Source organism: Corynebacterium sp. LK2537, assembly GCF_040946485.1.
Classification (GTDB): domain Bacteria; phylum Actinomycetota; class Actinomycetes; order Mycobacteriales; family Mycobacteriaceae; genus Corynebacterium.
The window spans coordinates 573,924-600,206 of sequence record NZ_JAYWLQ010000001.1; the positions used below are offsets into that span (position 1 = coordinate 573,924).

General features: G+C 62.6%; 19 protein-coding genes and 1 tRNA gene. 5 read left to right on the forward strand and 15 right to left on the reverse strand.

All coding sequences use genetic code 11. The features are described 5' to 3' along the window. Window positions 1–229: 229 nt before the first annotated feature. The 10 genes from VVS03_RS02705 to VVS03_RS02750 all read right to left on the reverse strand — a co-directional run bounded on the left by VVS03_RS02705 (window position 230) and on the right by VVS03_RS02750 (window position 13,791). Window positions 230–868, reverse strand: coding sequence for a hypothetical protein (locus VVS03_RS02705; RefSeq protein ID WP_368533829.1), 639 nt, complete (start codon window positions 866–868; stop codon window positions 230–232). Between the two features lie 398 nt (window positions 869–1,266). Then, complete coding sequence (locus VVS03_RS02710; protein ID WP_368533828.1) at window positions 1,267–3,456, reverse strand: glycosyltransferase; 2,190 nt, start codon at window positions 3,454–3,456, stop codon at window positions 1,267–1,269. After that, entirely contained in the window at window positions 3,449–4,390 is a 942-nt protein-coding gene (locus VVS03_RS02715; protein ID WP_368533827.1) for a hypothetical protein, read from the reverse strand. Before VVS03_RS02715 ends, VVS03_RS02710 begins: the two co-directional genes overlap by 8 nt. A gap of 97 nt (window positions 4,391–4,487) precedes the next feature. Further along, window positions 4,488–5,192 carry an ABC transporter ATP-binding protein gene (locus VVS03_RS02720; protein WP_409338388.1) on the reverse strand — a complete coding sequence of 235 codons (705 nt, stop codon included), beginning with the start codon at window positions 5,190–5,192 and terminating at the stop codon, window positions 4,488–4,490. 175 nt (window positions 5,193–5,367) lie between these two features. Continuing rightward, entirely contained in the window at window positions 5,368–6,300 is a 933-nt protein-coding gene (locus tag VVS03_RS02725) for an ABC transporter permease (RefSeq protein WP_368520252.1), read from the reverse strand. A gap of 73 nt (window positions 6,301–6,373) precedes the next feature. Next, window positions 6,374–8,467, reverse strand: coding sequence for a glycosyltransferase (locus VVS03_RS02730; RefSeq protein WP_368521664.1), 2,094 nt, complete (start codon window positions 8,465–8,467; stop codon window positions 6,374–6,376). Continuing rightward, window positions 8,464–9,093 carry a hypothetical protein gene (locus VVS03_RS02735; protein WP_368534581.1) on the reverse strand — a complete coding sequence of 210 codons (630 nt, stop codon included), beginning with the start codon at window positions 9,091–9,093 and terminating at the stop codon, window positions 8,464–8,466. Before VVS03_RS02735 ends, VVS03_RS02730 begins: the two co-directional genes overlap by 4 nt. A gap of 14 nt (window positions 9,094–9,107) precedes the next feature. Continuing rightward, a complete protein-coding gene (locus VVS03_RS02740; RefSeq protein ID WP_368534582.1) occupies window positions 9,108–10,445 on the reverse strand; it encodes a glycosyltransferase family 4 protein in 1,338 nt (445 codons plus the stop codon). Window positions 10,446–10,554: 109 nt separating this feature from the next. Continuing rightward, window positions 10,555–11,820, reverse strand: coding sequence for a glycosyltransferase (locus tag VVS03_RS02745; RefSeq protein ID WP_368534583.1), 1,266 nt, complete (start codon window positions 11,818–11,820; stop codon window positions 10,555–10,557). Window positions 11,821–11,838: 18 nt separating this feature from the next. Beyond that, entirely contained in the window at window positions 11,839–13,791 is a 1,953-nt protein-coding gene (locus VVS03_RS02750) for a glycosyltransferase (RefSeq protein WP_368534584.1), read from the reverse strand. A gap of 182 nt (window positions 13,792–13,973) precedes the next feature. On the opposite strand from VVS03_RS02750, the gene VVS03_RS02755 reads away from it, so the two are divergent. Then, on the forward strand, window positions 13,974–14,828 hold the full coding sequence (locus VVS03_RS02755; protein ID WP_368534585.1) for a hypothetical protein: 855 nt from the start codon (window positions 13,974–13,976) through the stop codon (window positions 14,826–14,828). Here the strand turns inward: VVS03_RS02755 and VVS03_RS02760 are convergent. Continuing rightward, window positions 14,825–16,054 carry a hypothetical protein gene (locus VVS03_RS02760; protein ID WP_368534586.1) on the reverse strand — a complete coding sequence of 410 codons (1,230 nt, stop codon included), beginning with the start codon at window positions 16,052–16,054 and terminating at the stop codon, window positions 14,825–14,827. The two genes, VVS03_RS02755 and VVS03_RS02760, sit on opposite strands and share 4 nt — an antisense overlap. A gap of 149 nt (window positions 16,055–16,203) precedes the next feature. On the opposite strand from VVS03_RS02760, the gene VVS03_RS02765 reads away from it, so the two are divergent. From VVS03_RS02765 to glnA, 3 genes are all read left to right on the forward strand, one after another. Then, window positions 16,204–16,276: transfer RNA gene (locus VVS03_RS02765), tRNA-Asn, on the forward strand. Between the two features lie 1,102 nt (window positions 16,277–17,378). Continuing rightward, window positions 17,379–18,536, forward strand: coding sequence for a tyramine oxidase subunit B (locus VVS03_RS02770; RefSeq protein ID WP_368520260.1), 1,158 nt, complete (start codon window positions 17,379–17,381; stop codon window positions 18,534–18,536). Between the two features lie 79 nt (window positions 18,537–18,615). Continuing rightward, window positions 18,616–20,058, forward strand: coding sequence for a type I glutamate--ammonia ligase (gene glnA / locus VVS03_RS02775; protein ID WP_409338341.1), 1,443 nt, complete (start codon window positions 18,616–18,618; stop codon window positions 20,056–20,058). Window positions 20,059–20,296: 238 nt separating this feature from the next. Here glnA and VVS03_RS02780 read toward each other — a convergent pair whose 3' ends face one another. From VVS03_RS02780 to wecB, 3 genes are all read right to left on the reverse strand, one after another. Continuing rightward, on the reverse strand, window positions 20,297–21,067 hold the full coding sequence (locus tag VVS03_RS02780) for a DUF3800 domain-containing protein (protein WP_368534587.1): 771 nt from the start codon (window positions 21,065–21,067) through the stop codon (window positions 20,297–20,299). Between the two features lie 122 nt (window positions 21,068–21,189). Beyond that, window positions 21,190–22,221, reverse strand: a complete 1,032-nt coding sequence (locus VVS03_RS02785; RefSeq protein WP_368534588.1) for a Dyp-type peroxidase — start codon at window positions 22,219–22,221, stop codon at window positions 21,190–21,192. Window positions 22,222–22,298: 77 nt separating this feature from the next. Next, the gene (gene wecB, locus VVS03_RS02790) at window positions 22,299–23,456 is read right to left on the reverse strand and encodes a non-hydrolyzing UDP-N-acetylglucosamine 2-epimerase (protein ID WP_368534589.1); all 1,158 of its coding nucleotides are present in this window, start codon (window positions 23,454–23,456) and stop codon (window positions 22,299–22,301) included. A 422-nt stretch (window positions 23,457–23,878) separates the two neighbouring features. On the opposite strand from wecB, the gene VVS03_RS02795 reads away from it, so the two are divergent. Next, complete coding sequence (locus VVS03_RS02795; protein WP_368520264.1) at window positions 23,879–24,151, forward strand: hypothetical protein; 273 nt, start codon at window positions 23,879–23,881, stop codon at window positions 24,149–24,151. Between the two features lie 154 nt (window positions 24,152–24,305). On the opposite strand, the gene dnaG is transcribed toward VVS03_RS02795, so the two are convergent. After that, window positions 24,306–26,222: a DNA primase gene (gene dnaG, locus VVS03_RS02800; protein ID WP_368521667.1), complete on the reverse strand. Its 1,917-nt coding sequence runs from the start codon at window positions 26,220–26,222 to the stop codon at window positions 24,306–24,308. Between the last annotated feature and the right edge of the window lie 61 nt (window positions 26,223–26,283).

Below are 26,283 nucleotides of genomic sequence, written 5' to 3' on the forward strand. Positions count from 1 at the left end.
CACCCTACTTTCCCTAATTTGCCCATTTAGTTCATACCCCTTCCATTATCCCGCAGCGAGCCATCTGGAAGCTTTCCTACCCCTACGGGAATTCAATTCCAGCCGGTCACGTTGTCCAATCCCACTTAATGCGGACTCCTTTGTGCGTCAACGATCATTCGAGACATCTAGGCGATCCTAATAGGCGTTCTTCCTCGAGCCGAGCAACTTCCGAAAACTAGCTCAACCTCTACTCCCCTTCAAACACCGGGTTGCCAGCTGTTGGCACGAATCCCGCCTGCGATATCGCGTCGCTCAGATTCTTCTGCTTAAGCGTGCGCAAAATATCCCTGAGCATCTCGCCCGGTATAGGTTTATGCCCCGTGGCATAGTTTTCCAAGCGCACATGAACGCGCGGGTCAGAGTGAAAGTCGGACAGAAAAGGGGTCAACTGGTTATTGAGGTAAACAGTGTCTCCGGAGTTCTGAAAAATCAAAAGGTTAAAGTCGAGGGGCTTTTCAAGTTGATCCTGAACCCTAGTTAGTCCAAACTCCTTTAAGAGCACAGAGACATCGCCAGTTGTTCGATCTCCATGGGCCACCTCCAAATACTTTTCCAATCGGGCTTTGGGACGCGCGTTCAAATCAAGCCTAGGGTTAACAGCTAACACCACTGAGTCGGGGAACATGGTTCCGAATACGATCGCAGCGTACCCGCCCCCGGATGGTCCGAACAGAATTAGCCTGCTTGTCCCCAAGCTTTCAGCAGCGTGTTGAATAAGAGGGCCGAGAGTCTCGGGCAACGGCCCTGTGTCTTTATCTCCGGCGAACCAGCCTAGATCGATATCTCCTTTTGCGAGTGTGGGATCGCTGACAGCAATTAAATTCACTCCAGCATCCTTGGCAACGCTCGCCCCCTGAAGGGATGGCACTGTTCTTGCCCTCGGGCTCAGGGCCGCGTGGAATGAAACAAAAGTGACATCTGACCCGGCATTCTCCACCAAGAGGTCCAAATGGGTACCCGCGTGTTTCACCGAGTGGACACCGTCATGAATGTCAGAGTTTAAAAATTGCTGCACCCCCTCATAAGAGTACTGACTATCCCAACGAGCTAAAGACCGTGGCCTTTTCACGAAAAATTACCTCACTTCTTGTGATTGTTAGGTGCACACCCACCCGATACGAGAACGTTAGGCTCTATTCCCAAGGGTATTCGGGCACCCGCTCAAAAGTATACGTTCATTGCCAAGTTGCAGACCTCTTAACAAGTCTGCAACCTCCGCCAATACTAACTATCCTTCGATAAAGCTTGTATCCACCGGCTGTAAATCCGCTCACTCTCCCATAATTCGGAGTCCGCGCGTGCCTGGACTCCCATTTCCTCAAATACGCGAATCGATCTGGCCTGCAGGACATTCTCGGCCATTTCGGTTTCATTCTGATAAATATTTTCGCTGCCGAATACTTCTATAGCCCCATCGCGTTTCCATACGATAGGAACGGCTCCGGAAGCCATGCCTTCGGCAGGGGCGAGGTGAAAGCTTTCTTCATCGCTGGGCGAAAGGACGAAACCGATTCCTCGCAACCAGGAAGCAATGTCCGTGCTGAACGGTTCGAAAACAACGTGGTTGGAAAGAAGTTCATCTTCTCGTAGGCGTGCGAAAAAGTCGAGGTATTTGTGCCTCTGCAGGTTGTCTTTCCACACGTAGGGGTAGTCCCAAGGCATTCGCCCCTTGATGTGGAGATAGTAGCGGTCGTCCTGTTGTAGTAGCTTGCTGAGCAGATCCAAAGCCTTGTCGGGGCGCTTCAAGAACGGCACCATTCCTACGAGGCCCAAGTGGTAGCGAGCATCTGGACCCTTCGGGCGCGAAAAGTCTTTGGCGTCGATCATGTTCGGAACTACTTGGACCTTCCCGTCCAGTTCGGGAAGGAATTCAATGGTGGCCCGTCGATAGTGCTCCGAGACCGTGAGCACAGAATCAACTGCATCTAAGTTCGCGTCGGCGAACCAGGGAGCCCGATTGCGTGTTTCGAATCCGTGGAGACGAGCAATAAGTCGAGTATCTTCGGACTTGTGATTTGAATAGTACGTCAAGTTTGGGCCAGCAAACTCGCAGAAGATGACGTCAGCCCATTGGGCTAGCTCGTTACTTTGTGCCTCATTGTGCTTGTGCAGGGACTCCCAGTGGTCGAACTTGATCTCAAAACGAGGGTCCTTGAGCAGCCGAGAAAGCAGTTCACCGGCGAATTTGAGGTCGTGGGATGCCACCAGTAGCTTCGTCGGCGCATACGCATTTTCGTTTTCTTCGTCATTGCGCAAGACCATCGCGCGGGTAAAGACGTCGCGCAAGCGTTGTACAGCAGAGCTCATCGAGTATTGGTGAACCGCACGCTGGACAGAGGCTTGAACCTGCGGTACTGAGCCAAGATTCGCCGCAATGGTGTCGGCGAGCAGGTCACCGTCAGTCTGTGCGTTAACAAAGAAGGGATAACCAGCCCCCAAGAGGAGCTCATGGTCGCCATTGCGGTTAATTACCGGCGGAGTGCCGGCTGCCGCGTATTCCAAGGCCTTTGTGGAAATCTCCATGCTGGAGTCCAGCTTCGAAGTACGCCACCCAATTCCCAGGTCTGCCTCTGCAATCATGCGCAGAGACTCTTCGCGCGCGACCGCACCTACTGCCGTGACTCCGGGGTACTCCCCGCGTTGGGCAGACTCAAGCGCCTGGGCCATTCGACTACTCCAGCTCGGATCGTCCTTGTCCCGATTGATCTTTGCTCCGATGACTGTCAGGTGGGCACGCACTCCCCTCTCCTGGAGTTTGGCCGGCAGCTCCAGCATCTCCAAGGTCTTCCAGTCCTTGGCGAATTTACCCGCGTAGACGATCTCCAGTGGTCCCTCATTCCCCGCACCATCTTGTGTCCTGTCGGCAAAGGCTTTGTCGGGAATCATGGGAGGAAGGAGGTAGGTTTTCCCAGGGGCCGAAGGCGCAAGGGCTTCGAAATAGGAGCGGGAAGTCTCCGTCTGCGAGAACAAACCGGCGGAGCGAGAAGCAACGCGCTCTAGACGGTTCAAGCCATTGGTGGATAACTTACTCGGAGGAAATGGCAGGTCAGTGACGTAGGACCACAGGATTTCGCTAAGCCCTTGCTCCTTGCAAAATGCATTAGACGTTTCGAGGCCGCGGACCACAACGGCATCAAGGCCTTCCGCAGCGTGGATTTCCTTTACGCGAGCAGCACACTGCCCAATATCGCGGACACTAATTTCCCCGCTCGAAGGATTCGGCACGTAGTCAATGGCTACATTGTCCAAGACCGAAACCGCTGATACCAGCTTCTTGTCGGTGGGTTCAGTCTTCAAAACCAGCCAAACCTCGTCGAAGACTCGGCTAAGGACCTCCGTGATCGACATCATCCAGATGGAAGAGCCGTCAATAATATTGGGGTTAATGTCAGCGTATACAGCAGCCTTAGACATTGAGCGTGCTCTCCTTTTCCAGATAGTTCTCTAGTTGGGCGTAAATCGCCAAGCCTTCCAACTGCGCCTTACCGTCTTCGCGCTCGCCAATTACGTAGTCTGCTGCCTCTCGCAACGAATGCGTCAAGGTCGCGACCTCGACTCCGGCAAGGACGAGGACGATCGCCCCTTGCTTCTTCGCCAGTTTCAACGACTCCGCTAATTCGAGGAAAGTTTGCAAGCGGAAAGACTCCAGCCCGTGCGCCCACACTCCCTTGCTGAAAGCTTGCTCCTCGATAATCACGTAATCCTGCGGGGTAGCGACTGCGCGTCGGGTTTGATTCGGCTCGAGCGTCTCAAGGTTTACCGAATCAGACAGATCCGACATCAATTCAGTTGTCCCAATGACCGCTACACGTTTAGTCCATCGATCCTCGGGCGAGTCGAAGACTGCACTGAAATTCTGATATTCATCACTAGTTACGCTGATGGCGGCTGCCCCACGACCGATAACCCCCGGCGTATTCGACCGCCGAACAGAGGACGCGGGGATCGCTCCGGCAGCGTATACGCTGCCAGTCTCAGCAGCGAACGGCGAAGTATTATCTGGAGTATCTGCAGACGCCGGATACGCGGGCGCGCTAGGAGTACTAGGGCGTGCCCGTGTCTGGTCGGAGACCGAATTTCTTTGCGCTGCCGCATTCGAAAATTGCGGCTCCAGGTTCTTGAGGCGAGCATCCACCTGACGGAAGTACTGCCGAAGTTCACCCACTGACTGCTTTGCCCAAGACAAAAATCCCACGGCAAATACTAGAGCAACAAGGCCACCGGCCAGAGCGAAGATGGTTTCCACGACACCTTGCGGCACGATGAAAGCCACTGCAAACAGCACAAACGCCACGGCTATAAGCAGTGTCAACGCTTTACCGTGGCGGATTTTGCCAAGAACACTCATCCTGGGCCTTTCCACAATTATCCAGACTAATTTCAACTGCTAATTTAGAATACACAAGGTATCCCACCCTCGTGAGGTAACTGAGGGAACCATAGTTTTAGCCCAAAACCACGTTCGGAGCCCGATAAGCCGCGGTGACTTCCTGGAGGTACTCGTGCGCGGGGTCTTTGTTGTCCTTGCCCATCAGGCGTGCCCACTCGTGGTACTGGGGAGAGACCACGTCGGTGGGGCCGTCGGCGATGATTTGTCCCTTGCTGATCCAGATGCAGCGCTGGCAGTTCTTCTCGACCTGCCCGATGGAGTGGGAGACGAGGAAGAGGTTGCCGGCGCGCTCTAGGACCTCGGCCATGCGCGCCTTCGCCTTGGCGCCGAAGGCGGCGTCGCCGGTGGATAGGGCCTCGTCGATGAGGAGGATATCCGGCTTGACGGCGGTGGAGATGGCAAAGCCCAGGCGGGAGCTCATGCCGGAGGAATAAGTCGACATGGGGCGCTTGATGGCATCGCCCAGCTCAGTCCACTCGGCGATGAGCGGGATCTGCTCGCGGGCTTCCTCCGGTTTCATGCCCAGCGCCAGGCAGCCCAGGTAGATGTTCGTCTCCCCGGACAGGGACCTCTGCAGGGCGGGGCTGACCCCCATGAGCATCGGCTGCGAGCGCACCAGGATCTTGCCGCTGGTGGGTGACTCGCCCCCGGCGATGAGGTTGAGCAGCGTGGATTTGCCGGAGCCGTTCAGGCCGATGATGCCGACGGACTCGCCGGGCGCGGCGACCAAGGAGGCATCGGTCAGCGCGTCGACGATCATCTTGTTCTTGCCCGCCCGCACGGTCCGGGCGTCGTCGGAGCGGGACTGGCTGATGACGTAGCGCTTCGAGACGTTCTGGACGACGACGTTGGCTTCCTCCACGTAGTGGACGTTGTCGTCCGCGTTCGCGTCGTTCGTCGCCGCGGTGCTAGTGGCGGTCTTTGCTTGGTCGGTCTTATGCAAGTCGGACATATTTGTGCTCCGCTCCCCAGAAGTAGATGAAGCCCACCACGAACGTGCCGACGGTCCAGGCCAGCAAGGTCAGCCACGTGGAAAGAGCCGGACAGGTTCCGTAGATGGTCGAATCACGGATCGCCGTGAGGAAGATGTATGCCGGATTGTGCGACATGAGCTCCTGGACGGCCGGCGTGTGGGAGAAACGATCCAACGAAAACATCACGCCGGACAGGAAGAACCACGCCTGCGTCACAATGCCGATGAGGGCTTTGACGTCCGGGATTTCGGCGGTCAGGCGCGCCACGATCATCATCAGCCCACAGCCGAAGATGTGCAGCATCAGGTACAGCGGCACCACCAGGATGATGGTCCAGTTGGGCGGGGTGCCCCACTGCGCCAAGAACGCCAGGATCATGCCGATGAGCGCGGGCAGGAGGTTATCGATGCCGGCGCGCAGGGTCTGCGAGAATGCCAGCGAGGCCCGCGGGAAGGCAAAGGTGCGGATCATCCCGCGGGACTTGGTAATCAGGCCGCTGCCGGCGGAGAACAGGCCCGTAATCATGCGCATGAACATGATGCCGAGGATGAGGTAGCCAATGAAGTTCTCGATGCCGCGGGAGGTCTTGAACAGGTAGCCGAACAGGAAGCCGTAGAAGGCCACGTCCAGGATCGGGTTGGCCACCAGCCACAGCTTCCACAGGCGGTAGTCGCGCGTGGAGCGCAGGGCCTTGGAGCGGGCTTCCGCGATGACGAAGAAGCGGCGTTCCCAGAGCTGCTGGATATAGGTGGGCAGGCTGGGCCGGGGGTTGAGCGGTTTCAGCCCCTCCGGGGACACGATCTGGACCGGACCGTCGGAATGGGTGATCTGCTCGTTGAGCTTCTGGAAATAATCGACGCTCCGGGAGTTCTCCCGCTTTCGGTGACGACTCATTTACCTAGGCCCCCTTTCCGTTGCCTCATTGTCTTGACGTACCCCTTTGTTTTCACTTGAAACTTCAACCAGTCTAGTCAACTTCCTTTAGCAAATGATAAAGGGTTTTTACTATCGCGTCCGTGTCGCCGGATGGGCTGTAGAAGTCCAGCGGTAGCTGCGACAGCGGCGAGTCGGCGGTGACTATCCCCCACACCGGCGTGGTGGAGGCAGAATAATCGGAGTACTTCGACGGCAGGAACGGGTTGACGGCGAAGGCGGACCCGGTGGTCTCCGCGTCGTTGACCAGCAGCACGTCGTAGTCCTCCGTGGTAGCCAAAAAGTCCAGGTAATCCGCGTAAGGGTAGGCGCGCACATCGACGGGCGCTCCGGGTGCTTCGGCGGCCTGCTGCCACCGGAGGGCATCGACGGCCGCGGGGTTGCCGCAGTAGATGTGCAGGACAAAGCGCTGGCGCGCGTTTTCCGGCAGGATGGCCAGCGCCCGCAAGACCGGGCCCATGCCACGGTTGGCGTAGAAGTTGCCGAAATAGGCGATGTTGATCTTATCTGGAACCGCTTGGGCCTTAGAGTCACCCAAGGAAAACAGCTCCCTCGGCGGCGGGGTGTGCGGCCGGATGACGGATTTCGCCCGCGCTTCTTCTTGCAGCCCCTCCGGGTACGGGGCCAGCATGACCTCGCGCTGGTTGGCGTTGGTAAAGACCAGGCGGTCGGCGTGGATGAGGGTCACGGCCTCAGTCAGGGCGAAGTGGGTCTCCAGGGCGAGACCCGGCCACCGGCTGGAAGAGACCGCCCGCCGCAGCTGCAGCGTGGTCAGCCCCGGGGTGATAGCTCCTTCCCGGGGCTCGCCGTCCACGCCGAAGCGCAGGGGATCGGAAAATTCCGCCTCCCAGTAAAGCCCCGGGTGCTTGAGCTTGACCAAGGCCGCGGCCACGTGGGAGCCGGACCACAGGGCACGCGAGTACATCTCCTCGTAGGGGTGGGCGGATTTCATCCGCTTGCCGGCCACCCGCGCGGCCTTCCGGGCAAAGCTGGAGATCAGCGGCCAGGCCGCGAACGAAGGATCGACCCGGATCTCGGTCCGCTGGGCCAGGTAGGGCTCGACGATAAGCTGCGTCGACGGATCCTGCGAGCGCACGCGGGACATATCGGCGAAGATGGCGTCGACGAGCTCGCCGCGTGCGGCGATGTGCTTGGCCACGACGTTGGCCGCGGTATCCGCATAGGGCGGGAAGCAATAGGAGATCACCAGCCGGCGCGCTTTGCCCGTGCGCAGGTCGGCCCACGGCAGGCCCGGCACTTTGAGGCTGACTGCCTCCGCGATTGCCGCGTCCACGTCCTCCGGATTCGTCTTCAGGTAATCGCGCACGAAGGAGAACTGGGCGGCCTCCAGGCTCTCACGTGCTCTTGCGGAGGCCTCCGGGACATCGATGCCGCGCAGGCTAGCGATGCAGGCCAGGCGCTGGCGCACACTGAATTCGTACGAGCTTTCCTGCCGGCTGACCGATCCGGCGCGCTGGGTGCGCAGGTAGGCGGCCCCGGCGTGATCCTGCGGCACGCGCAGGGCCAGGTCCGGGTGCTTGAGCAGGTGCGCGAAGAAGACCACGTCCTCGCCGGAGGCCAGGTCTTCGGCGTAGCGGTAGCGGGTCAGGACCGCGCTCGGGACCACCTTGCAGGCGTTAAAGCCCAGGGCCCAGGCGGTGCTGCGCGCAAGCTGCGTCGTCCCCGCCAGGGCCTTAATCCGCACGCCCAGGCTCGTGGACTCGTCGCGCTGCCCGGCGCGCACGTCCACTATCGGCAGCAGCGCGCCCACCCCCGGCCCCGCGGTGGCCAGCCCTAGCTCGAGGAAACGGGGCTCGAGGCAGTCGTCATCGTCGAGGAAGGTGACGTATTCCCGCCGCACCGCGGCCAGCCCGAGGTTACGGGCGCGGCTGGCGCCTGGGGCATCGCTAGTCAGAACCCGCAGGTTCAGCCCCGGGTGCTCCGCGCGCGCCTGGGCCAGGGCCTCGTAGCTGCCGTCGGCCGGCCCGTTGAGCACCACGATGACCTCGAAGAGCTCCGGGGCGAGCGTCTGTGCCGTCAGGGAGTCGACCACGGCTGGCAAGCGCTCGCGGCCCTGGTACGAGGGCACGACGACGCTGATACCCGGCTGGAATGCTCCGCGGCTCATCGCAGCTTCTCCAATCCCTTGTAGAGGTAGGCCACCAGCGTGGCCGGCAGGTACTGTTTGATGGGCTTGGCCAGCGGCACCACCTTCTTGACCACCAGGGAGCCCAGGCTGGGCTCCGACAGCGTCGGCTCGGCAGGCTCTGGCTCGGGCTCCGGGCCGGCCCCCGCCTGGGAGGCTAGCCCCCGCACGAAGTCTTCGCTGGAGCGGGTCGGGCCCGAGGCTGTGCCTAGGCGCAGCCGCAGCCATCCTCCTTCAGCCTCGAATCCGGTCACGCACGCGCGCTCTTCCGGGACGTCTGCGCGCAGCAGCCCCACCATCCGCGCCAGGTGTTTAGTATCTGCCCAGTACTCTGCCTGCGCGTGGCCGGCGCTGAGCCACCGGGAGGCGGCGTCCAGGGTGAGTGGCTCGGGAGTATTGACCAGGATGAGCCGGCCGCCCTCGGCGGGCCACGTGTCCGGCAGCCCGGACAGGAAGATGGCATCCCCGGGAACGGAGGCCAGGGAGACCGGCGCCGCGGAGTCGTCAAGGATTACCACCGGGCGCGCGGGCTCCGCGGCGGGGCGCTCCGGGTTTTGAAGCTTCGTGCTGTTTGTGGCCTGGTAGGCCTCTAGGCTGCTGATACGCATGGTGAATGTGCCGCCTACCTGGTCGCGTTCTGCCGGTTGCGCTGCAGGTGGGCGTTGTTGCGCTCAATCCGGGCGAGGATGTCGAGCAGGTTGGCCGGCACCACCTCGTCGCGCTGGTGCTCCACCCACTTCCTGCCGGTCTCCCCGACCTGGAGCATCTCCGGGTTCTTAGCGAGGCTAATCCACAGCTCCGCTAGGGCCTCCGGGTTTTCCGGCTCCACCACGTGGCCGGCGCGCAGCTGGTGGATAAGCGACGCGGCCTCCCCGGCTACGGCCGCGCTGATGTGGATACCTAACTGCATGAGCTCGTAGGTCTTGGACGGGATAGCGCGCTCCAGGGCGTCCCAATCGGTCAGGTGCACCAGGGCGGTATCCGCCCACTCGTAGTATTCCCGCAGTTGGTCGGCCGGCAGCCGGTGGTGGAACTCGACATCGAGGCCCAATTCTTCCGCGCGCTCATTCAGGGCGAACCAGGTAGCGCCGTCGCCGATCATCCGCAGGTGCACGTCCAGGCCCTTGTCCCGGGCGATCTTGGCGGCCTCCAGCGCGTTTTCCAGCTTCTGGGCCCGCCCCAGCGTGCCGGCGTACAGGACGTTCAGGCCGCCTTCACGCGGTGTGCTGACCTGCCGGTCATAGTCCGAGCGGGGCGCGAAGACGTTGCGGATGGTGGTCAGCTCCGGCTTGGGCCCCGGCATGGTCCGGGCGAAGTAGTTGGCCAGGTAGTCGCTCTCCCGCTGGGTGGTGGTAATGACGCCGGCGGCCTTGCGCAGCGCCGAGTACATGGTTTTCTCGGTGGCCTTGGTCAGCACTTGGAGCGGCCCGCGGCTCAAGATCTTCTCGCGCAGGGTCCTTCGGCCGGTCCCGGAATTCCAGTCGCGGCTCTCGCGCAGCAGATCCGGCCAGGCGTCGCGCAGGTCGATGACGTAGGGCACCCGGTGGATGCCCGCGACCAGCCGGGTCACCGCCGAGGTCGGCAGGGCCGGCACGGTACCGATGACCAAGTCCGGCCGCAGCTTGCGGACCTGGTGCGAGGGGTTCAGGTGCATCAGCACCATCGAGGCGGCTACCGATGCCTGGTTAAAAATCCGCTGCGTCAGCGAACGGCCGGCGGGGAAGAACCCCGAGCGGATGACCCGCTCCCCTGCGGGGCCTTCCTCGGCTTGCCGCGCGGAGCGGAAACTGCGCTGGTCCAGCCATTGCCGGAGAGAGATCTTGCGCTGGTAGTGCGGGGGCGGCGCGATGACGGTGACCTGGTGCCCGTTGCGAATGAGGATCCGCGAAAGCCACGCCCACCGCCGCTGCGGCACCCCGTTTTCCGGATACCAGTACTGGGAAAGGACAAGGATCTTCACGGCAAACTAGGTGCTTTCTCTCACGGACGGATGTCTGGCTTTCTCAAGTACTGGGCCGGTGGCTCAGCATCACACAAAGATTATCTAGATTTTTTAGTAACCACTTTCCCTACCTTACTTCCGATTGCTCGCTCGGAAAGCTCAATTCGGCACTCCGAAGGAAAAACGGGAGGGATTTGCCGAAACGGCGCACCCCCATCCCCACCACGCGGTAGCCATCCGGGAGGAAAACCTCCACCGTGCTGGACCCGCTGCCCGGACGGGAATCTAGGTATTTGTAGTAGCCCACCTCCGCTTGCGCGGACTTCGGCACGCCCGGCAGCGAGGTACCGCCGGGGACCGGGCGCCCGTCGGCGGTCTGGATGTCCAAGGTGACCAGCCCTTGGTGGGGCCGGGCGGTCGGCGCGAAAATATGATCAAGCTCCAGGCGGAAGGATTGCAGCGGACGGGGCATCGCTAGCCGGACCGCTGTCCAGACCAGGGTGGGGCGGGGCAAGGCAGAGGCAGTGCTCTCGTCCACGACCAGCGGGGCTACCGTAGGAAACAGGCGCCCCAGGGATTCGCCGTCCTCGAAGCGCGGGTACTTGGACATCGCCTTGACCAGGCCCGACATGGAGGGTCCGTCCTTGGCACGCAAGACGTTGTCCTGGGACAAGTGGTTGAAGCGGAAATACCCCAGCTTGCGCGAGTCCAGGATGACCGGGCTTTTCCGGTCCACCATGTTGTGCGGGGCCGGCCGGGGCGATTGCAACTTCCCGTCCTCGGTGAACTGGCAGACGTACATCAGCCCCATGGAATTCATGGGGAAATGCGCCTGCCGCAGGTTCGTCACGCGACCCCGGTGGAGGATGCCCTCCACCCCGAGCGGCAGGCTAACGGCCATCCCGCAGTATTCGGGTCGCACGTAGCGCGCCATGGTGGCGAAGTACTCGGTGCTCAGCACGTCGTCATCGTCAAGCCGGTACTGGCCGAAGGCCTCGCCCGCGGCCACGTGCTCGCGCGCGATATCCGCCAACGGGGTCCCGGCCTTGCCGTCGGGCCGCTTGTCGAGGTGCAGAAAATCGTAGCGCTGCGCCGCCTCGGCCAGGCTGCGCTGGTACTTTTCCGGCAGCGACTCCGAATAGGAGACCACGTGCACCACGTCGAAATCCCGCGCGGCCGCGGCCAAGGCCGGCAGCGTGTGCTGGATGAAGATTTCCTCCCGCAGGTCTAAGCGGGCCGGGGCGTAGAGCTCTTTCTTGTAATTCTCCACGCTCTTCGCGGTTTTCGCGTTAGCTTTAGCGCCCGCGGTCGCAGCGCCGTCCTGCTGGGTCAGCCGCCACGACGTCGAGGTCGGGTTGAACAAGCTGTACCGCGTGCGTCCGATGAAAAACATGTTGTGCTCTCCCCTGCCCTAGTCCTCGTCTGCTTCCCGGCCCACGAAGACGTGGTCCCGGTTGAGCCCGTAGCTTTCCACGATCCCGTTGCGCTTCAGCGCCGAGGCCTCCACGTCCCAGGTGTGCCCGGCGGCGGCGCGGACCTGGATGTAGTTGAAACGGTCGGCCGAATAAATCTTCCCGCCCGCGGCGGCCACGTCGCGCAGGAACTGGGTGTCCTCGCCCCTGCCGAGCTCCCGGAAGGGATGCTCCACAAATGTCTCCCTCCTGCCGGTCAGCGTCGCGCCCAGGACCAGGTCGGTCCACAGGTGCTCGCGCCACGGTTTGCGCAGTACGAGCTCGTTGGTGTCGGCCAGGTACAGGTAGGACGCCTGCTTGCCCACGACGTCGGCCCCGGAATAGCGCAGGGCGTTGACCTGGTCGCGCAGGTAGTCCGGCCCGTAGCAGTCGTCATCGTCCATCTTGGCCACGTAGTCACCGCTGGCCTCGCCCACCAGCCCGTTGAGGACCTCGCCCAGGCTCGCCTCCGCGGGAAACTTGCGCAGGCGCACCCCATCCGGGACCTGCTCCGGGGCGGCAATCCCGTGAAGGCCCACCAGGACTTCTAGCTCGACCTCGCGCTGGCCCACGATCTGGTCCAAGGCCTCTGCCACGCGCTCCGGCCGGTTGGTAGCCATGATGACCGTGACCTTCGGCCGGCCGGTCCATTCGTTGTCCGCAGGCAGGCCCGCAGCTTGGACGATCTGCTCGGCGCGGTGGGTATAGGTGTGCCCCTCCCAGATGATCCGCTGGGCCTTATGCACCATCCGGTCCCGCGCGAGCGGGGAGCGCACCAGGGCCTCGATGCTCGCCGCAGCCGCATCGATAGCTTCCTCCGCGTCCTCGACGGGCTGTGCCACGGGGCCGTCGATGCTCAAGACCTCGCCGGGGCCGAACAGGCGGGATATCCCCTCTGCCGGTGTGGTTGCCACCGCGGTGCCGGCGGCGAGCAGCTCAATCACGCGGCGGGAAAACATGGTCGGGCTATCGGTGATGGTGTTGACGTTGAGGAAGACCTTGTAGCCGCGGTACGCGCTGAGCATCCGGCCATAGGGCAACGCGCCTACGACCCACTCGCCGAATGGCTCCGGGAAGGTGTATTTTTCGTCCACTTCCTGGTTGCGCGAATAGATGGTCAGCGCCGAATGCAGGTTGTCGCTAGCTAGCAGCCCGGCGCGCAGGATGAAATCCATCTGCCGGGCGCGGTCCGGGAATTTGTGGCGGAAATAGGTTCCCGCAAAGCAGAGGTCCCCGCGCTGGTAGCGCCCGCTGACTCCAGTGCGAATGGGGTTGTGCACCCGCGGCTGGGCGGCGAAGGGAGCGACCACCACGCGGCTGCCCGGCAGCGCCTCCTGGTAGCGGGGCGCGCAGGCGGCATCGGTAGTAGCGACGACCTCAAAGAGCCCCGCGGAAGCGAGGAAATCCTCGAAGTGGGCCGGGTCCTCCTTGTTCCAGAACACCGTGGGGATGCCGGTGCTCCGGCAGTGCGCGACCAACTCGCGCAGGCTGTCCGAGGGGGCGTTGCTGCCGACGACCTGATAGCGCCACGCCCCGGAGTTTCCCTGCCAGGCGGACTCAACCAGCAGGAAATCGATGCCCCCTGCGATCTCCTCGCGCCAGTTATCCGGGGAGACCGGCACTAGATCGAATTCCCCTCCCCAGGCAAGGTGCGAGAAATCATCCAGGATGGCACCCACCCGGTAGTGGCCAAAAGGCTTGGGCCGGGAAGTGTTTTCCGGAAACTCCCCAAAATCCAGCGGGTCGAAGCCGCGCAGCTCCGCGCGCTTCATCTCCTCTACCCGCTGCTTGTCTGCCGCGTCCTGCGAGGCCTTCAACCGGAGGTTCTCCCGGTGCTCTAGGTGCCTCCCCAGCTGCCGAAAACCGCCCTTGCGCAGGTGCCACAAGGCGGTCCGTAGTTCGGAAAGGTTCATCGCTGGGCTCGTTTTCGGTTCGGGGAAACGCTGAAACACAGCGTCACAGGAAAATGTTAACTGCGAACATCTTAAACGAAGCCCACCGACCTCTGCAGGGTTGTGGTTTAAGACTGCACCCGTTTTCGCGAGCGTGCACAGGGTGGAACACGTGAACGAGGCAAAGCGCTAGACTTGTGCGCATGCCTTTCGTCAGAAACTACCGGCGCTACCGCGCGGATACCGTGCTCCACCGGTCCCTCGACGATTTCTGCCACGCCGAGCTCACCCCCGGCATCCAGGTCATCGGCTACGAGGACGCGCTGCTGGAACTGATGGTGGTCGACCGGCAGGCGGCCACCACCATCGTGGTCTTCCACGCCGCCGCGGACCCGGCGACGACCAGCCTGCCGCTGTTTGTGGGCCAGCAGTTGACCGAAAATCTGGACGCCAATCTGGTCTTCGTCTCCGATCCGATGCTGGGGCGCAGCACCGCCATCGGGTGGTTCACCGGTTCGCCGTCCCTGCCTCTGCAGGACGATCTGGTCCGCGCCCTCACCCACATCCAGGACGGGCTGGACAACGCAGAACACCTCATCTTCTACGGTTCCTCCGCCGGGGCCTTTGCCGCGTTGTACTACTCGCACCGCTTCCCCGGCTCCCTAGCCATCGTGGCGAACCCGCAGACCACCATCGCCGGCTACTACCCCGGTCACGTCAAGGCCTTCCTGGACAGCAGCTGGGCGGGCGCGCCGATTGAGGACATCCCCGCCGTCACTGACGTCACCCCGCTCTACGCCGAGTCCTTTCCGAACCACGTGGCCTACCTGCAGTGCAGCGACGATGAGCTCCACGTGACCCAGCACTGCCGCCCCTGGAAGGAGGCTACCGCCGACCACGCCGGGCGCCGCCGCTTCCTAGTCGGCGACTGGGGCCCGGGGCACGCGCCACCGCCGTTCTATCTCCTCCAGGGCATCCTGGAATTCGCCGTCTCCCTGGGCGGGCACTGGGACGAGCTGCTGGCCGACGACATGTTCAGCGGCAGCATCACGCCCTAGCCAGCCTGTTTGGCCTTGAAGGCCTGCCAGTAGCGCAGGAACTCCGCGTTGGCTTCCTCATCCTGGGCCGAGTAGTACTCGATGCCGGCCTTGTCCAGCCCCGCGGTCAGCGTGGCGCGCAGCGGCTCCGGGTAGTTGCGGTACATCCGCCCGTCTGCCTTGCGCATGAAGTCAAAATCCATGCCCCGCACGTCGCGCACGATCTGCTGGCTGAACCCACGCACCAACTGCCGGGCTAGGTCGGGGCGCCCCAGCCAACTCAAGTACATCGCGGTCAGGTCCGTGGTGAAGTTATCCCCGAAGGTGAAATAGGGCTCCGGCGGCATCTCGATGCGCGGAAGGCGCACCGGCGTGCCCGCCGCTGCGAGCACCGCCTCGACCAGCGCCCGCTTGCGCACCAGCTTTTCCTCGCGGGGTCCCGCCAGCGACTGCAGCGAATCTGCCAGCAGCTCGGGCGCGTTGTGGGCGAGCACCAAGACCGTGCCGGCCTCGGTCAGGCCCAGCGTCGGCGCCGCGTTCGTCATCCCCGCTGCCGCAAACGGCGGGAACGTGAAGTTGTTCTCATAGGCGCTGCCCCGCTTGAACCGGGTCGATTCCAGGATGGAACCGAAAGAGCAGTACTCCGCGCGCGTGGTGACCGCGGTCAGCAGGGTCCCCAGGCCGATAAACGACCAAGAGTTCGCCCGCAGCGGGGTGCGCACGACGTTGGTCTCCACGCGGATCGGGTCGAAGCGCTGAAAGAACTCCCGCTCGCGGCTAAACCTTCCGCCGAAATCCAACGAGACCAGCTCATGATCTTCCGGCAGCAGGTAGCGCGCCGCCAGGGAGTCAAACCCGCCGGAAAAGTTCAGCACCGCCTTGCCCGCGATCGCTTCCGTCACCCCGCCCGGCGCGGTACCCGCCCCGCCGGGTGCGCCTTCGGCGTTGACTTCCGCCTGCGTCCACTCCGCAATAGCCTCCCGCACACCGGCGGATACCTCGAAGCCGAAATCGATGCGCTCGAAGTTCTTTCCCGTCAGCGTCGATAGCGCCAACGCCAAGCAGTCACCCGTGACCGCGACATCACGATTAAACGTGAAGCTCACGCGGACCGGCCGCTGCGCCCGCGCGGGAAGCCGGCGCCACAGCTTCTCCGGGCCCCATTCCGGCGGCCCCGGCAGGTCCGTGTGCACCACCAGGGACCGCTTAGTCCACGTGTGCGGGTGAAAAGATATCCGAGAAGTCACCCCTCTAATCTACCTGCCACAACCCACTCATTCCGCGCTGCCAATACGATTCCAGATAACCTCTCCTGCCTGGCGATTTGTGTTATTCGGAGGTTTCCTAATATAGTTATGTCTCGTTGCAGCGAGCAGTCGTTGCAGCGAATAGATATTCCTCCATAGCTCAGTTGGCAGAGCATTCGACTGTTAATCGAAGGGTCACTGGTTCGAGCCCAGTTGGAGGAGCAACACAAGCCCGCTGTTTACAGCGGGCTTTTTCTTTTACCTAAGTACAGCGCTAGCCCGCGGCGAGTCAGGTATACGTAGAGATAGCCACACCGTCCACGACTGATGGCCAGGCAGGCAAGTCTCCCCTCTCCCTCCCCGAAAGGCTCCACCATGCGCCGCACACTTCCCCTAATTTTCGCCTCAGTTCTTCTCGTCAGCGCGTGCGGAGGCGAGCAAAACACTCCTTCCGAAAACCCCACTTCTGCCTCCTCTACTAGCAGTGCGTCCACAACCTCCAGCGAGAGCACCAAGCCAAGCACTTCACAGGTAACCAGTAAAGAACAGAGTTCCGAAGATCCTGCGGCACAGTCCCCAGATCCCGCAGCCTCAGCTACGGAACCGCAAGAGCCTTACGTTGTAGAGTGCCTCCCTGGAACGCCGGGCCCTTCGCTGATGTCGGACGGAACCACTCAACCTACTGACTTCTGCGCCAATCAAGAAGGCGCTGAAGAGTATCGCGAGGCCGAGGCCAACGCCGGACTTCCCGATCCCGCGACCATCCCCTACGCAGACGGGGGAACATGCCCTGCGGCAATTTGCGGATACGGCCACGATGAGAACGGCAACCCGAACCCCTCCAGTGGCGAAATACAAAGTTGGTGGATGAACTGCATTTCCACCAACTCGGAAGAATTCTGCCGAGCCAACGACCCCTACACGAATTAGGCCGCTTGCGACCTCCTCAGCAAGCCAGCAGGCTCCCCAGCTCGGATGAGGCGGTCGGCTGTGCACTAATCCCCCCGCGAAGCCAGAAATCAGGAATACAACCCCGCTGACGGTTTCTAGTCAAGGCATCCATGTTTACCCCGTAATCACCCCCGGTATAGGGCATTGTCGCAGCATAGGGGTTTGTGAAAGTGTTTGTGGGCAAACGTAGAGTGCAATAGACATATTCGCCTGGTTTCGGCGTGGGGGTAAAACGCAAAGTGGGTACGGCGTGGGTGTGGCTTCTATACACTGGGCCGTACGACCTTGGATTTCGCAGTCGCGCCTTCGCGGGTGAGCCAAGGAAGCTTTTCGCCGCGAGCCCGCAAGCGCGCTCAACTCAGAAAGCAGGCCCATGACAGCAAGTGAACAACCTGATACCCGAATAGACCTCATCTGGTTGTCCGAACAAGACATGATCGACGCCGGCGTGACGGATGCCGCCAAGTGCGTCGAAACCATGGAAGAAACCCTCATCCTGCTCGACAAGGGTGACTACCGCATGGCTGGTGCCTCCGCCAACAGCCACGGCGCGCAGATCAACTTCCCCGATGACCCGGAGTTCGAGGGGATGCCGGCCAACGGCCCCGACCGCCGCTTCATGGCTATGCCGGCCTATATCGGCGGCCGTTTCAACAACACTGGCGTCAAGTGGTACGGCTCCAACGCGGACAACCGTAACCACGGGCTGCCGCGCTCCATCCACGTCTTCGTCCTCAACGACACGGTCACGGGCGCGCCAAAGGCCATCATGTCCGCGAATCTGCTCTCCGCCTACCGCACCGGCGCGGTCCCGGCCGTGGGCGTGAAGCACCTAGCCGTGGACAACGCCGAGGAAGTCGGCATCATCGGACCGGGCGTGATGTCGCGGACCATCCTGGCTTCCTCGATTACCCAGCGCCCGTCCATCAAGCGCGTCAAGATCAAGGGGCGCACGGCAGCCTCCACCGAGCGCACCGCGAACTACCTGCGCGAGCAGCACCCAGATATTGAGTTCACCGTCGTCGACAGCGAGCAGGAGGCGGTGGAAGGTTCCGATATCCTCATTGCGGGCACCTCGACCTCCCAGGACGGCCCGCAGGGCTTCCCGTACTTCAACAAGGACTGGCTCAAGCCCGGCGCGCTGGTGCTGGCCCCGGCCGCGGCCCGCTTCGACGACGACTTCGTGGCCTCCGGCGGTGCCCGCCTCGTCGTGGACTACAAGGGCCTGTACGCCGAGTGGTTCAACGAGAACGGCCCCGACGTGACCTACGAGCGTCTGCTCGGCATCCCCGGCAACCGCTGGTGGGACATGGTCCAGGAGGGCAAGCTGGAAGAGTCCGACATCGCCAATATCGGCGCCATCGCCGACGGCCAGGCACCCGGCCGCACTAACGACGAGGAGATCTTCTTCTACTCCATCGGCGGCATGCCCGTCGAGGACGTCGCGTGGGCCACGGACGTCCTCGACCAAGCCCGCGACAAGGGCCTGGGCACCCCGCTCAACCTCTGGGACGTGCCGGCGCTGTCCTAGAGCACCGGTGCCAGCCCAGCACCCATCTCTTTCCCATTATTTCTCATCCCCAACTACACCCTAAGGCGTGTTTTTTACAGTGAGCTTGCAAGCTTCCTCAGTCCACGATGTCATCGACTTCATCCAGGCGGAACAGGTCCGCTACCTCGATATTCGCTTCAGCGACGTGTTCGGCGCCGAGCACGCCCTGACCGTGCCCGCCCGCCTGCTGACGGAAGAGACCGCCCGGGAGGGCTTCGCCTTCGACGGCTCCTCCATCCCCGGTTTCGCCACCGTCGATAAGTCGGATATGACGCTCATCCCCGATCCGGGCACGGCGTACCTCGACCCGTTCCGCGCCCACAAGACGCTGAACATGCAGTTCTTCGTCCGGGATCCACTCTCCCAGGCCTCCTACTCCCGCGACCCGCGCTCCATCGCCCAGAAGGCGGAGGCCTACCTGCAGGAGACCGGCATCGCCGATACCTGCTCCATCGGCGCGGAGGCGGAGTTCTACGTCTTCGACTCGGTCCGCTACTCCTCCGGCGTGAACCACTCCTTCCACCAGGTCGACTCGGACGAGGGCTGGTGGCGCTCGGGCGAGGAAACCATGATGGACGGCAGCCCGAACCGCGGTAACCAGATCCGCATCAACGACGGCTACTTCCCGGTTGCGCCTTACGACAAGACCATCCCGGTGCGCGACGACATTGCCTACAACCTGGAGCTCATAGGCTTTGACGTCGAGCGTTTCCACCACGAGGTAGCCACGGGCGGCATCCAGGAGGTCAACTATCGCTTCGCCAACCTCCTCCGGGCCGGCGATGACATGCAGGCCTTCAAGTACGTGGTGCGCAATACCGCGGAAAGCCACGGGCAGACGGCCACCTTCATGCCCAAGCCCTTGGCCGGCGATGGCGGCTCCGGCATGCATGCCCACCAGTCGCTGTGGAAGGACGGCAAGCCGCTCTTTTACGACGAGACCGGGTATGCCGGCCTGTCCGACATCGCCCGCTACTACATCGGTGGGCTGCTCAAGCACGCACCGGCTGTGCTCGCGCTGACCAACCCCACGGTCAATTCCTACCGCCGTTTGTTCTCCGGCTTCGAAGCCCCGGTCAACCTGGCCTATTCCCAGTCCAACCGCTCCGCGGCCATCCGCATCCCCCTGACCGGCGAAAACCCGAAGGCCAAGCGTATCGAGTTCCGCGCCCCCGATCCTTCGGCCAACCCCTACCTGGCGTTTACCGCGCAGATGATGGCCGGCATCGACGGCATCCTCAACCGCATCGAGCCCGGCGAGCCGGTGGACAAGGACCTCTACGAGCTCTCCCCGCAAGAGCGCAAGGACATCCCCCAGGTCCCCCACTCCCTGGAGTCCTCGCTCGCGGCCCTCGAGGCCGACCACGAGTTCCTCACCGCCGGCGACGTCATGACCGAGGACTTCCTCGAGGCCTACGCCCGGCTCAAGTTCGACCGCGAAATCCTGCCCCTGCGGCAGGGCCCGTCCCCGAAGGAATTCGAGCTGTACTACAACGTCTAATTCCTGGGAGACTACCCTGGCCCTAGGTGTGCATTATCCCAGTTCAGTGGGTTATGGCACAGCCGAAAAGCAAATTTGTAGTTAAGAAGCAAACGCCCCACTTTTTCAAGTGGGGCGTCGCGATAAGTACGGTAAGTATTGCGGTTTGGGATCCGCTTTTCATGGGTAATGAGTCTGAGACTCGGCCCATCGGGCGCTTGCTTCTAGTCTGAGACTAAGGCTTCAGCGCCTGATTGGATCATACCCCACCCCTAAGTTCTGTCAAGGACAGCTCATGGCTTGTTTGGAGTTTCAGCAGGTCGGTTCGACAATCGTTGAAACACGTTTCGCCTAGTGCAGCCGCAATGTCTTTCGCCAATCGTGCCTTCGGTGTTTTGTCGTCGAGAAAATGCTCCAACCCAATGTCTTCAATTTTCTTTCTCGCGTGAAATACCGCGCTAGCCAACAAATCGGCGATTTGCAGTGGAGGGCAGGTCCTAGAATCGAGACTAACTGCGGTGACCACTCGCTTGTTTCCAAATCTCTTATTTAAACCGGCAGCAAGCTCATCACCATACGAAATCCTTTCTGGGACATCAATGTGATCTACCATCAGCACACTCACTTCGCGCCGGTTTATGGGCCCTCGAAGCAACCGGTCGGTGGCGAAGCGGTGCCCCTGCCATTGATCCCTGTTAGACCACGGGTCAAAATGCCGTTTATCTAAAACAAACGCTCCAAAGGTGCACCCTGCTGACACTGCTTCCGAAAATAGTTCGGCAAGTATTGGCTCGGAACTCTTTGTCACCTTAGAAAACTTGATTTCTTCGGCTTTCGTAAAACTATTTCTATCGCGACAGGCTTTGATAGCTCTAGAGAGCTTATCCGGATCAGTAGTCCTTACCGCTGCTGTCACAAAGTGTTTCCCAAGAGAGCCCTTACTCCCAGCCTCATCCACAAAGTACGCTACCCCCTCTGTAGACAAGGGGAGATGGACTTGAGGAGGGCTCTTGGGAGACAAGCTATCCATGAGTTCAGTTTACCGAAGCCGTTCGGATCGAATTGTGTATTCTACCGATCCTGAAACTCGGCAACCTCCACCACCAGCAAAATCCGCCCTGGGGTGTTCTCCCAGGGCGGCGCAAAAAGCCGCTAGTCCTGCGGGAAAAGCCCCTTGGCGGCGCTCAGCTGCGTGGCGGGCTGGCTGGGATCGGCCGGGGCATCATCGTCCGGCAGGAGGCCGGGGCGGACGTACTCGTCGGCGGCGTCGACGAATTCCTGCGGCGGGGCGAAGAAGTTCGCGCCCGTCAGCGGGGTGGAAAAGTCGAGGATGCGGTCGTAGTTGCCGCGGGGCTCGCCCAGGAACATGCGGCGCAGCATCAGCTCGGTCACGCGAACGTCGTTGGCGTAGCTCATGAAGAAGGTGCCCTGCTCGCCGGTGCCCTTGCCGAAGGCCAGGTTGTCGCGGACGATCTCCAGGGAGTTGCCGTCGGCGTCCTCCACAGAGTTCAGGAAGACGTGGCTGTTGTGCGGCTTATCGGCGTCGTCGAACTCGATGTCCTCGGCCTTGGTGCGGCCGATGACGCGCTGCTGCTCTTCGACGCCGATTTCCTCCCAGTCCTTCAGGTTGTGGGTGTATTTCTGCTCCACGATGTAGCTGCCGCCGGCCCACTGGCCCTCAGCAATCAGGGCGGCGTCGGCGCCGGCGCGTCCCTGCGGGGACTCGGTGCCGTCCACGAAGCCCAGCGGATCGCGGAAGTCCATGTAGCGGAAGGCGTGCACCTCGTCGAGGGTTTCCACCTCGTCGCCCAGAAGCCCCTTGATGCGGCGGGTGAGCTCGAAGGCGCGGTCGAATTCGTCCGAGCGGATGTGGAAGAACAGGTCCCCGCCCGTCGAGGGCGCGGAGTGCTTGTCACCCTCCAGCGGCACGAAGTCGTGCAGCCCCTCCGGCTTCGGCGCGGTCGACGGGTCGAAAAGCCGGTCCCACAGCTGGGAGCCAATACCCACCACGGCGCTCAGGTGCGAATGCGGATCGCGGAAGCTGACGCCATCGACGGTGCCGGACAGGCCGGTCAGGGCATCGATAGCCGCCTGCTCCTGGCCTTCGGGCACCTTGAGGTTGATAAAGAATGCCACCTTGGTCTGCGGCAGGATGATCGTCTGGGAAAGCTCATGGGGTTGCATGTTCCCCAGTATAGAAGGTCGCGCGCGCCCCAACCGGCGGAACGCGGGGGCGAATTCCGCCGCGGGGCGGCCGCACCCTAGTCCGCGGCGGACGGCGCGAAGTCCGGCAGGCGCTCGCCCAGGCCGAACAGGTTCGCGATGGCCGCGACCGAGCGCGCCGCGCCCTGGCCGTCGCCGTAGGGGTTGACCGCATTCGCCATGGCGGCGTAGGCGGCGTCGTCCTCGAGCAGGAGGCGCGCCTCCGCGGTGATGAGGTCGCGGTCGGTGCCGACCAGCTTGACGGTGCCTGCCACGACGGCCTCGGGACGCTCAGTATTCGAGCGCATCACCAGCACGGGCTTGCCCAGCGCCGGGGCCTCCTCCTGGACTCCGCCGGAGTCGGTCAGGATGATGCTCGCGCGGTTCTGCAGCTGGGTGAACTGGTCGTACGGGAGCGGGTCCGTGATGATGACGTTGTCCAGATTTTCGACCTCCGGCAGCACCGCCTGGCGCACCTTCGGGTTCAGGTGCAACGGCAGGACGAAGTAAGTGTCTGGATATTCACCCGCCAGGTCCGCGACCGCGTCGCCGATATTCTTCATCGCGTCCAGGTTCTCCCGGCGGTGGGTGGTCGCCACGACCAGGCGCTTATCGGTGGCCGCGGCGGCCTGCAGCGCCGGATCGACAAACTCGGTGTCCCAGCCGGCGGCCTCGAGCAGCGCGTCGATGACGGTGTTGCCCGTGACCACGATGTCCTTGCTGCGGAAATTCTCCTTGCGCAGGTTTTCCATCGCACCCTCGGTCGGCGCCAGGTGCAGCGCCGCGACCTGCCCGATGATCCGACGGTTGGCCTCCTCCGGGAACGGGGAGGAGATATCGCCGGTCCGCAGGCCGGCCTCCAGGTGGATCACCTTGACGCCGCGGTGGAAACCGGTCAGCGCCGCGGCCATCGCGGTGGAGGTATCCCCCTGGGAGATGATCGCGTCCGGGTTCTCCTTGGAGATCACCTCGTCCAGGCCCACCAGCGCCCGGGAGACCAATTCGTTCAAGCCCTGCCCCGGCTTCATCAGGCCCAGATCGTGAGCTGGGGAGATCCCGAACATGGAGTTGACCTGCTCGAGCATTTCCTTGTGCTGGCCGGTGGATACCGGCACGGATTCAAAGCGATCATCCTGGTCGAGGGCCTTGATGACCGGCGCCACCTTGATTGCTTCTGGGCGGGTACCGTAGACCGTCATGATCTTCGGGGCAGGCATTACGCTCCTTTAGCGAATTTAGGAATACAAAAATGAGTGTGTTTACCTGTAAGGACATTACCGAGGATCAAACAATCCCGCTACCGCTACGGCACCCGCAATGGTGTGAATTTCCCGCGCGCTCCCCCGCCACGCGGGCCCCCGCCCTGCCCTCGGCGGGGTTAGTTAGGCTGATTCTGTGAACACGCCAGCAGCAAAGCGGCCCACGCCACGCCTGCTGCGGCCTCATTTGTCGCCGGCACGGCCGGCACCATTCCCATGTCCACACCCTAAATATATAGTGCTCAATGCATATACGGAAGACTAAGAAAACACTTCGCCCTCCCCACCCCCGTTCGGGCGGGAAGGGAAAATGGGTAGGCTAGGAACGTAAAAAGCACCACACCTATCGCCGATTTTCGCAAGGGAGTAATTTACCGCCCATGATTCAGTTCGTTGTTGGCGCCGCAGCCGGGTACGTCTTCGGCACTAAGGCCGGCCGCAAGCGTTATCACCAGATCAAGGGTGCCTACCAGAAGGCCGTCAATTCCCCCGCCACCAAGTCCGCCCTGCGGTCTGCGCGCAAGGCCGTGGCCAACCGCCTCGACCCGGAACCGCGCATGCGCGAGGTCAAGGACCTGCGTTCCCGCGGCTCCCGGTCCGCTGCGCAGCCCGATATCCCCCGGGACCGCATCTACGAACCCGACGAGGACTAGCCTCGCTCTACCTCGATTAGCCGTGCAAGAGCGCGGGCCCGTGCGGCCCGCGCTTTTTCTATGCCTTATTCACGTCACCCAGCCGGCGGGAGGCAGGGGTTCGGGGGTGCTTTTGAAGGTGCGCTGGGAGTGCTTTGGGTGCGCGTTGGGTGAGCTACAGCGCCCGCTCGTTGAGCTCGCGGCGGGCTTGTTCCAGGGCCACCAGATCGGCGAAGAGGCTGTTGTAGGCGCGCTCGTCGTCGCTGGGGCGCATGCGGCCTAGGCGGGCCTTGAGCTGGGCGATCTGGTCGGCCACGCGGGATTCCTGCAGGCGGGACAGCACGGAGTCGGCGTAGCTTTCCAGCGGGATATCGCCGGTGGGCAGGATGGTTTCCACGGCCAGCTCCGAGACGAAGTTGCGGCCGGTCAGATCGCGCATCTGGCCGGCGACGACGGCGAGCCACTCGACGTTGGGCAGCTGCGCGCCGCGCACGGCGCCGCCCTCGGCGGCGATGGCCTCCCGCACTATCCGGTAGGCGTCGTTGGTATAGGAGTCCGCCGGCAGGCTGTCGAAGTACTCGCCCACCACGGCCGGGTGCTGGAGGGCCAGCTTGAGGGCCTCGCGCTGCGGCCACAGGTGGGTCTCGTTGGGGCTGGGCGGGCGGATGGCCGGCACGTCCTGCTGGGCGGGCTGGGCCTGCGCGTGGTCGAAGCGCTTGGCCTGCATCACCGGCTTGCGCTGGGCGTTGGAGCGGTTATCCCGGGCGGCCTGCTCGACCTGGTGCATGACCTCTTCCGGATCCGGCCAGCCCACCCAGCCGGCCAGGCGGCGGGCGTATTCGCGCTGCAGGGGCTTGTCGCGGATCTGCGCGACGACGGGGACCGCGCGGCGCAGGGCCTGCAGGCGGCCCTCGGCGGTATCAATCCGGTAGCCGGAAATCAGCGACTCGATGACGAACTCGAACATCGGGATACGGTCGGCGACCAGCTCGCGCACGGCGGCATCGCCGCGCTTGAGCCGCAGATCGCACGGGTCCATCCCGTCCGGGGCGATGGAGACGAAGGACTGGCCGGTGAATTTCTGCTCGCCCTCGAAGGCGCGTAGGGCAGCCTTCTGCCCGGCCTCGTCGCCGTCGAAGGTGTAGATGAGCTCGCCGTTGAAATAGCTGTCGTCCAGCATGAGGCGCCGCAGCAGCTGCAGGTGCTCCCCGCCAAACGCCGTGCCGCAGGAGGCGACCGCGTTGGGCACCCCGGCGGCGTACATGGCCATCACGTCCGTGTAGCCCTCCACGATGACGGCCTGGCGCTGCTTGGCGATGCTCGACTTCGCCACGTCCAGCCCGAAGAGCACCTTGGACTTGTGGTAGAGCATGGTCTCCGGGGTGTTCATGTACTTGCCCAGGTTGTCGTCATCGAAGAGCTTGCGCGCGCCAAAGCCGATGACGTTGCCGGCCATGTCCTTGATCGGCCACAGCAGGCGGCGGTGGAAGCGGTCGATGGGGCCGCGCCGGCCCATCTTGGACAGCCCGGCGGCCTCCAACTCCTCGTAGTCGAAGCCCATACGCAGCAGGTATTTAGTCAACGTATCCCAGCCGTCCGGGGCGTAGCCGCACTCGAAGTCGTAGATGACCTGCTGGGAAAAGCCGCGGTCGAGCAGGAAGTTGCGGGCCGTGGCGGCCTCCGGGGTCTCCAGCTGCTGGCGGTAGAACTCGTGCGCGGCTTTGTTGGCCTGGATAAGGCGCTGGCGGGTGCCCGGTTTCACGTCGCGGGCGCCGGTGGTCCCGCCCTGGTAGTTGATGTGGTAGCCGATCTTCTGCGCGACGGCTTCGACGGCCTCCGGGAAGCTGAGCTGTTCCATCTCCATGAGGAAGGTGAACACGTCGCCGCCCTTGCCCGTGGAAAAGCAGTGGAAATAGCCGCGCTGGGGGCGCACGTGGAAGGACGGGGTCTTTTCGTCCTTGAAGGGAGACAGGCCTTTCATGGAGTCGTGCCCCGCCGGTTTGAGCTGGACGTATTCGCCCACGATCTCCTCAATCGGTGCACGCTCTCGGATCTGCTGAATATCGCTTTCCGGAATCCTGCCTCGCGCCATGTGTAATAGCGTACCCAGCACCGCAAACCGGCGCCCAATTTCGGTATCGGCTGGCACACCT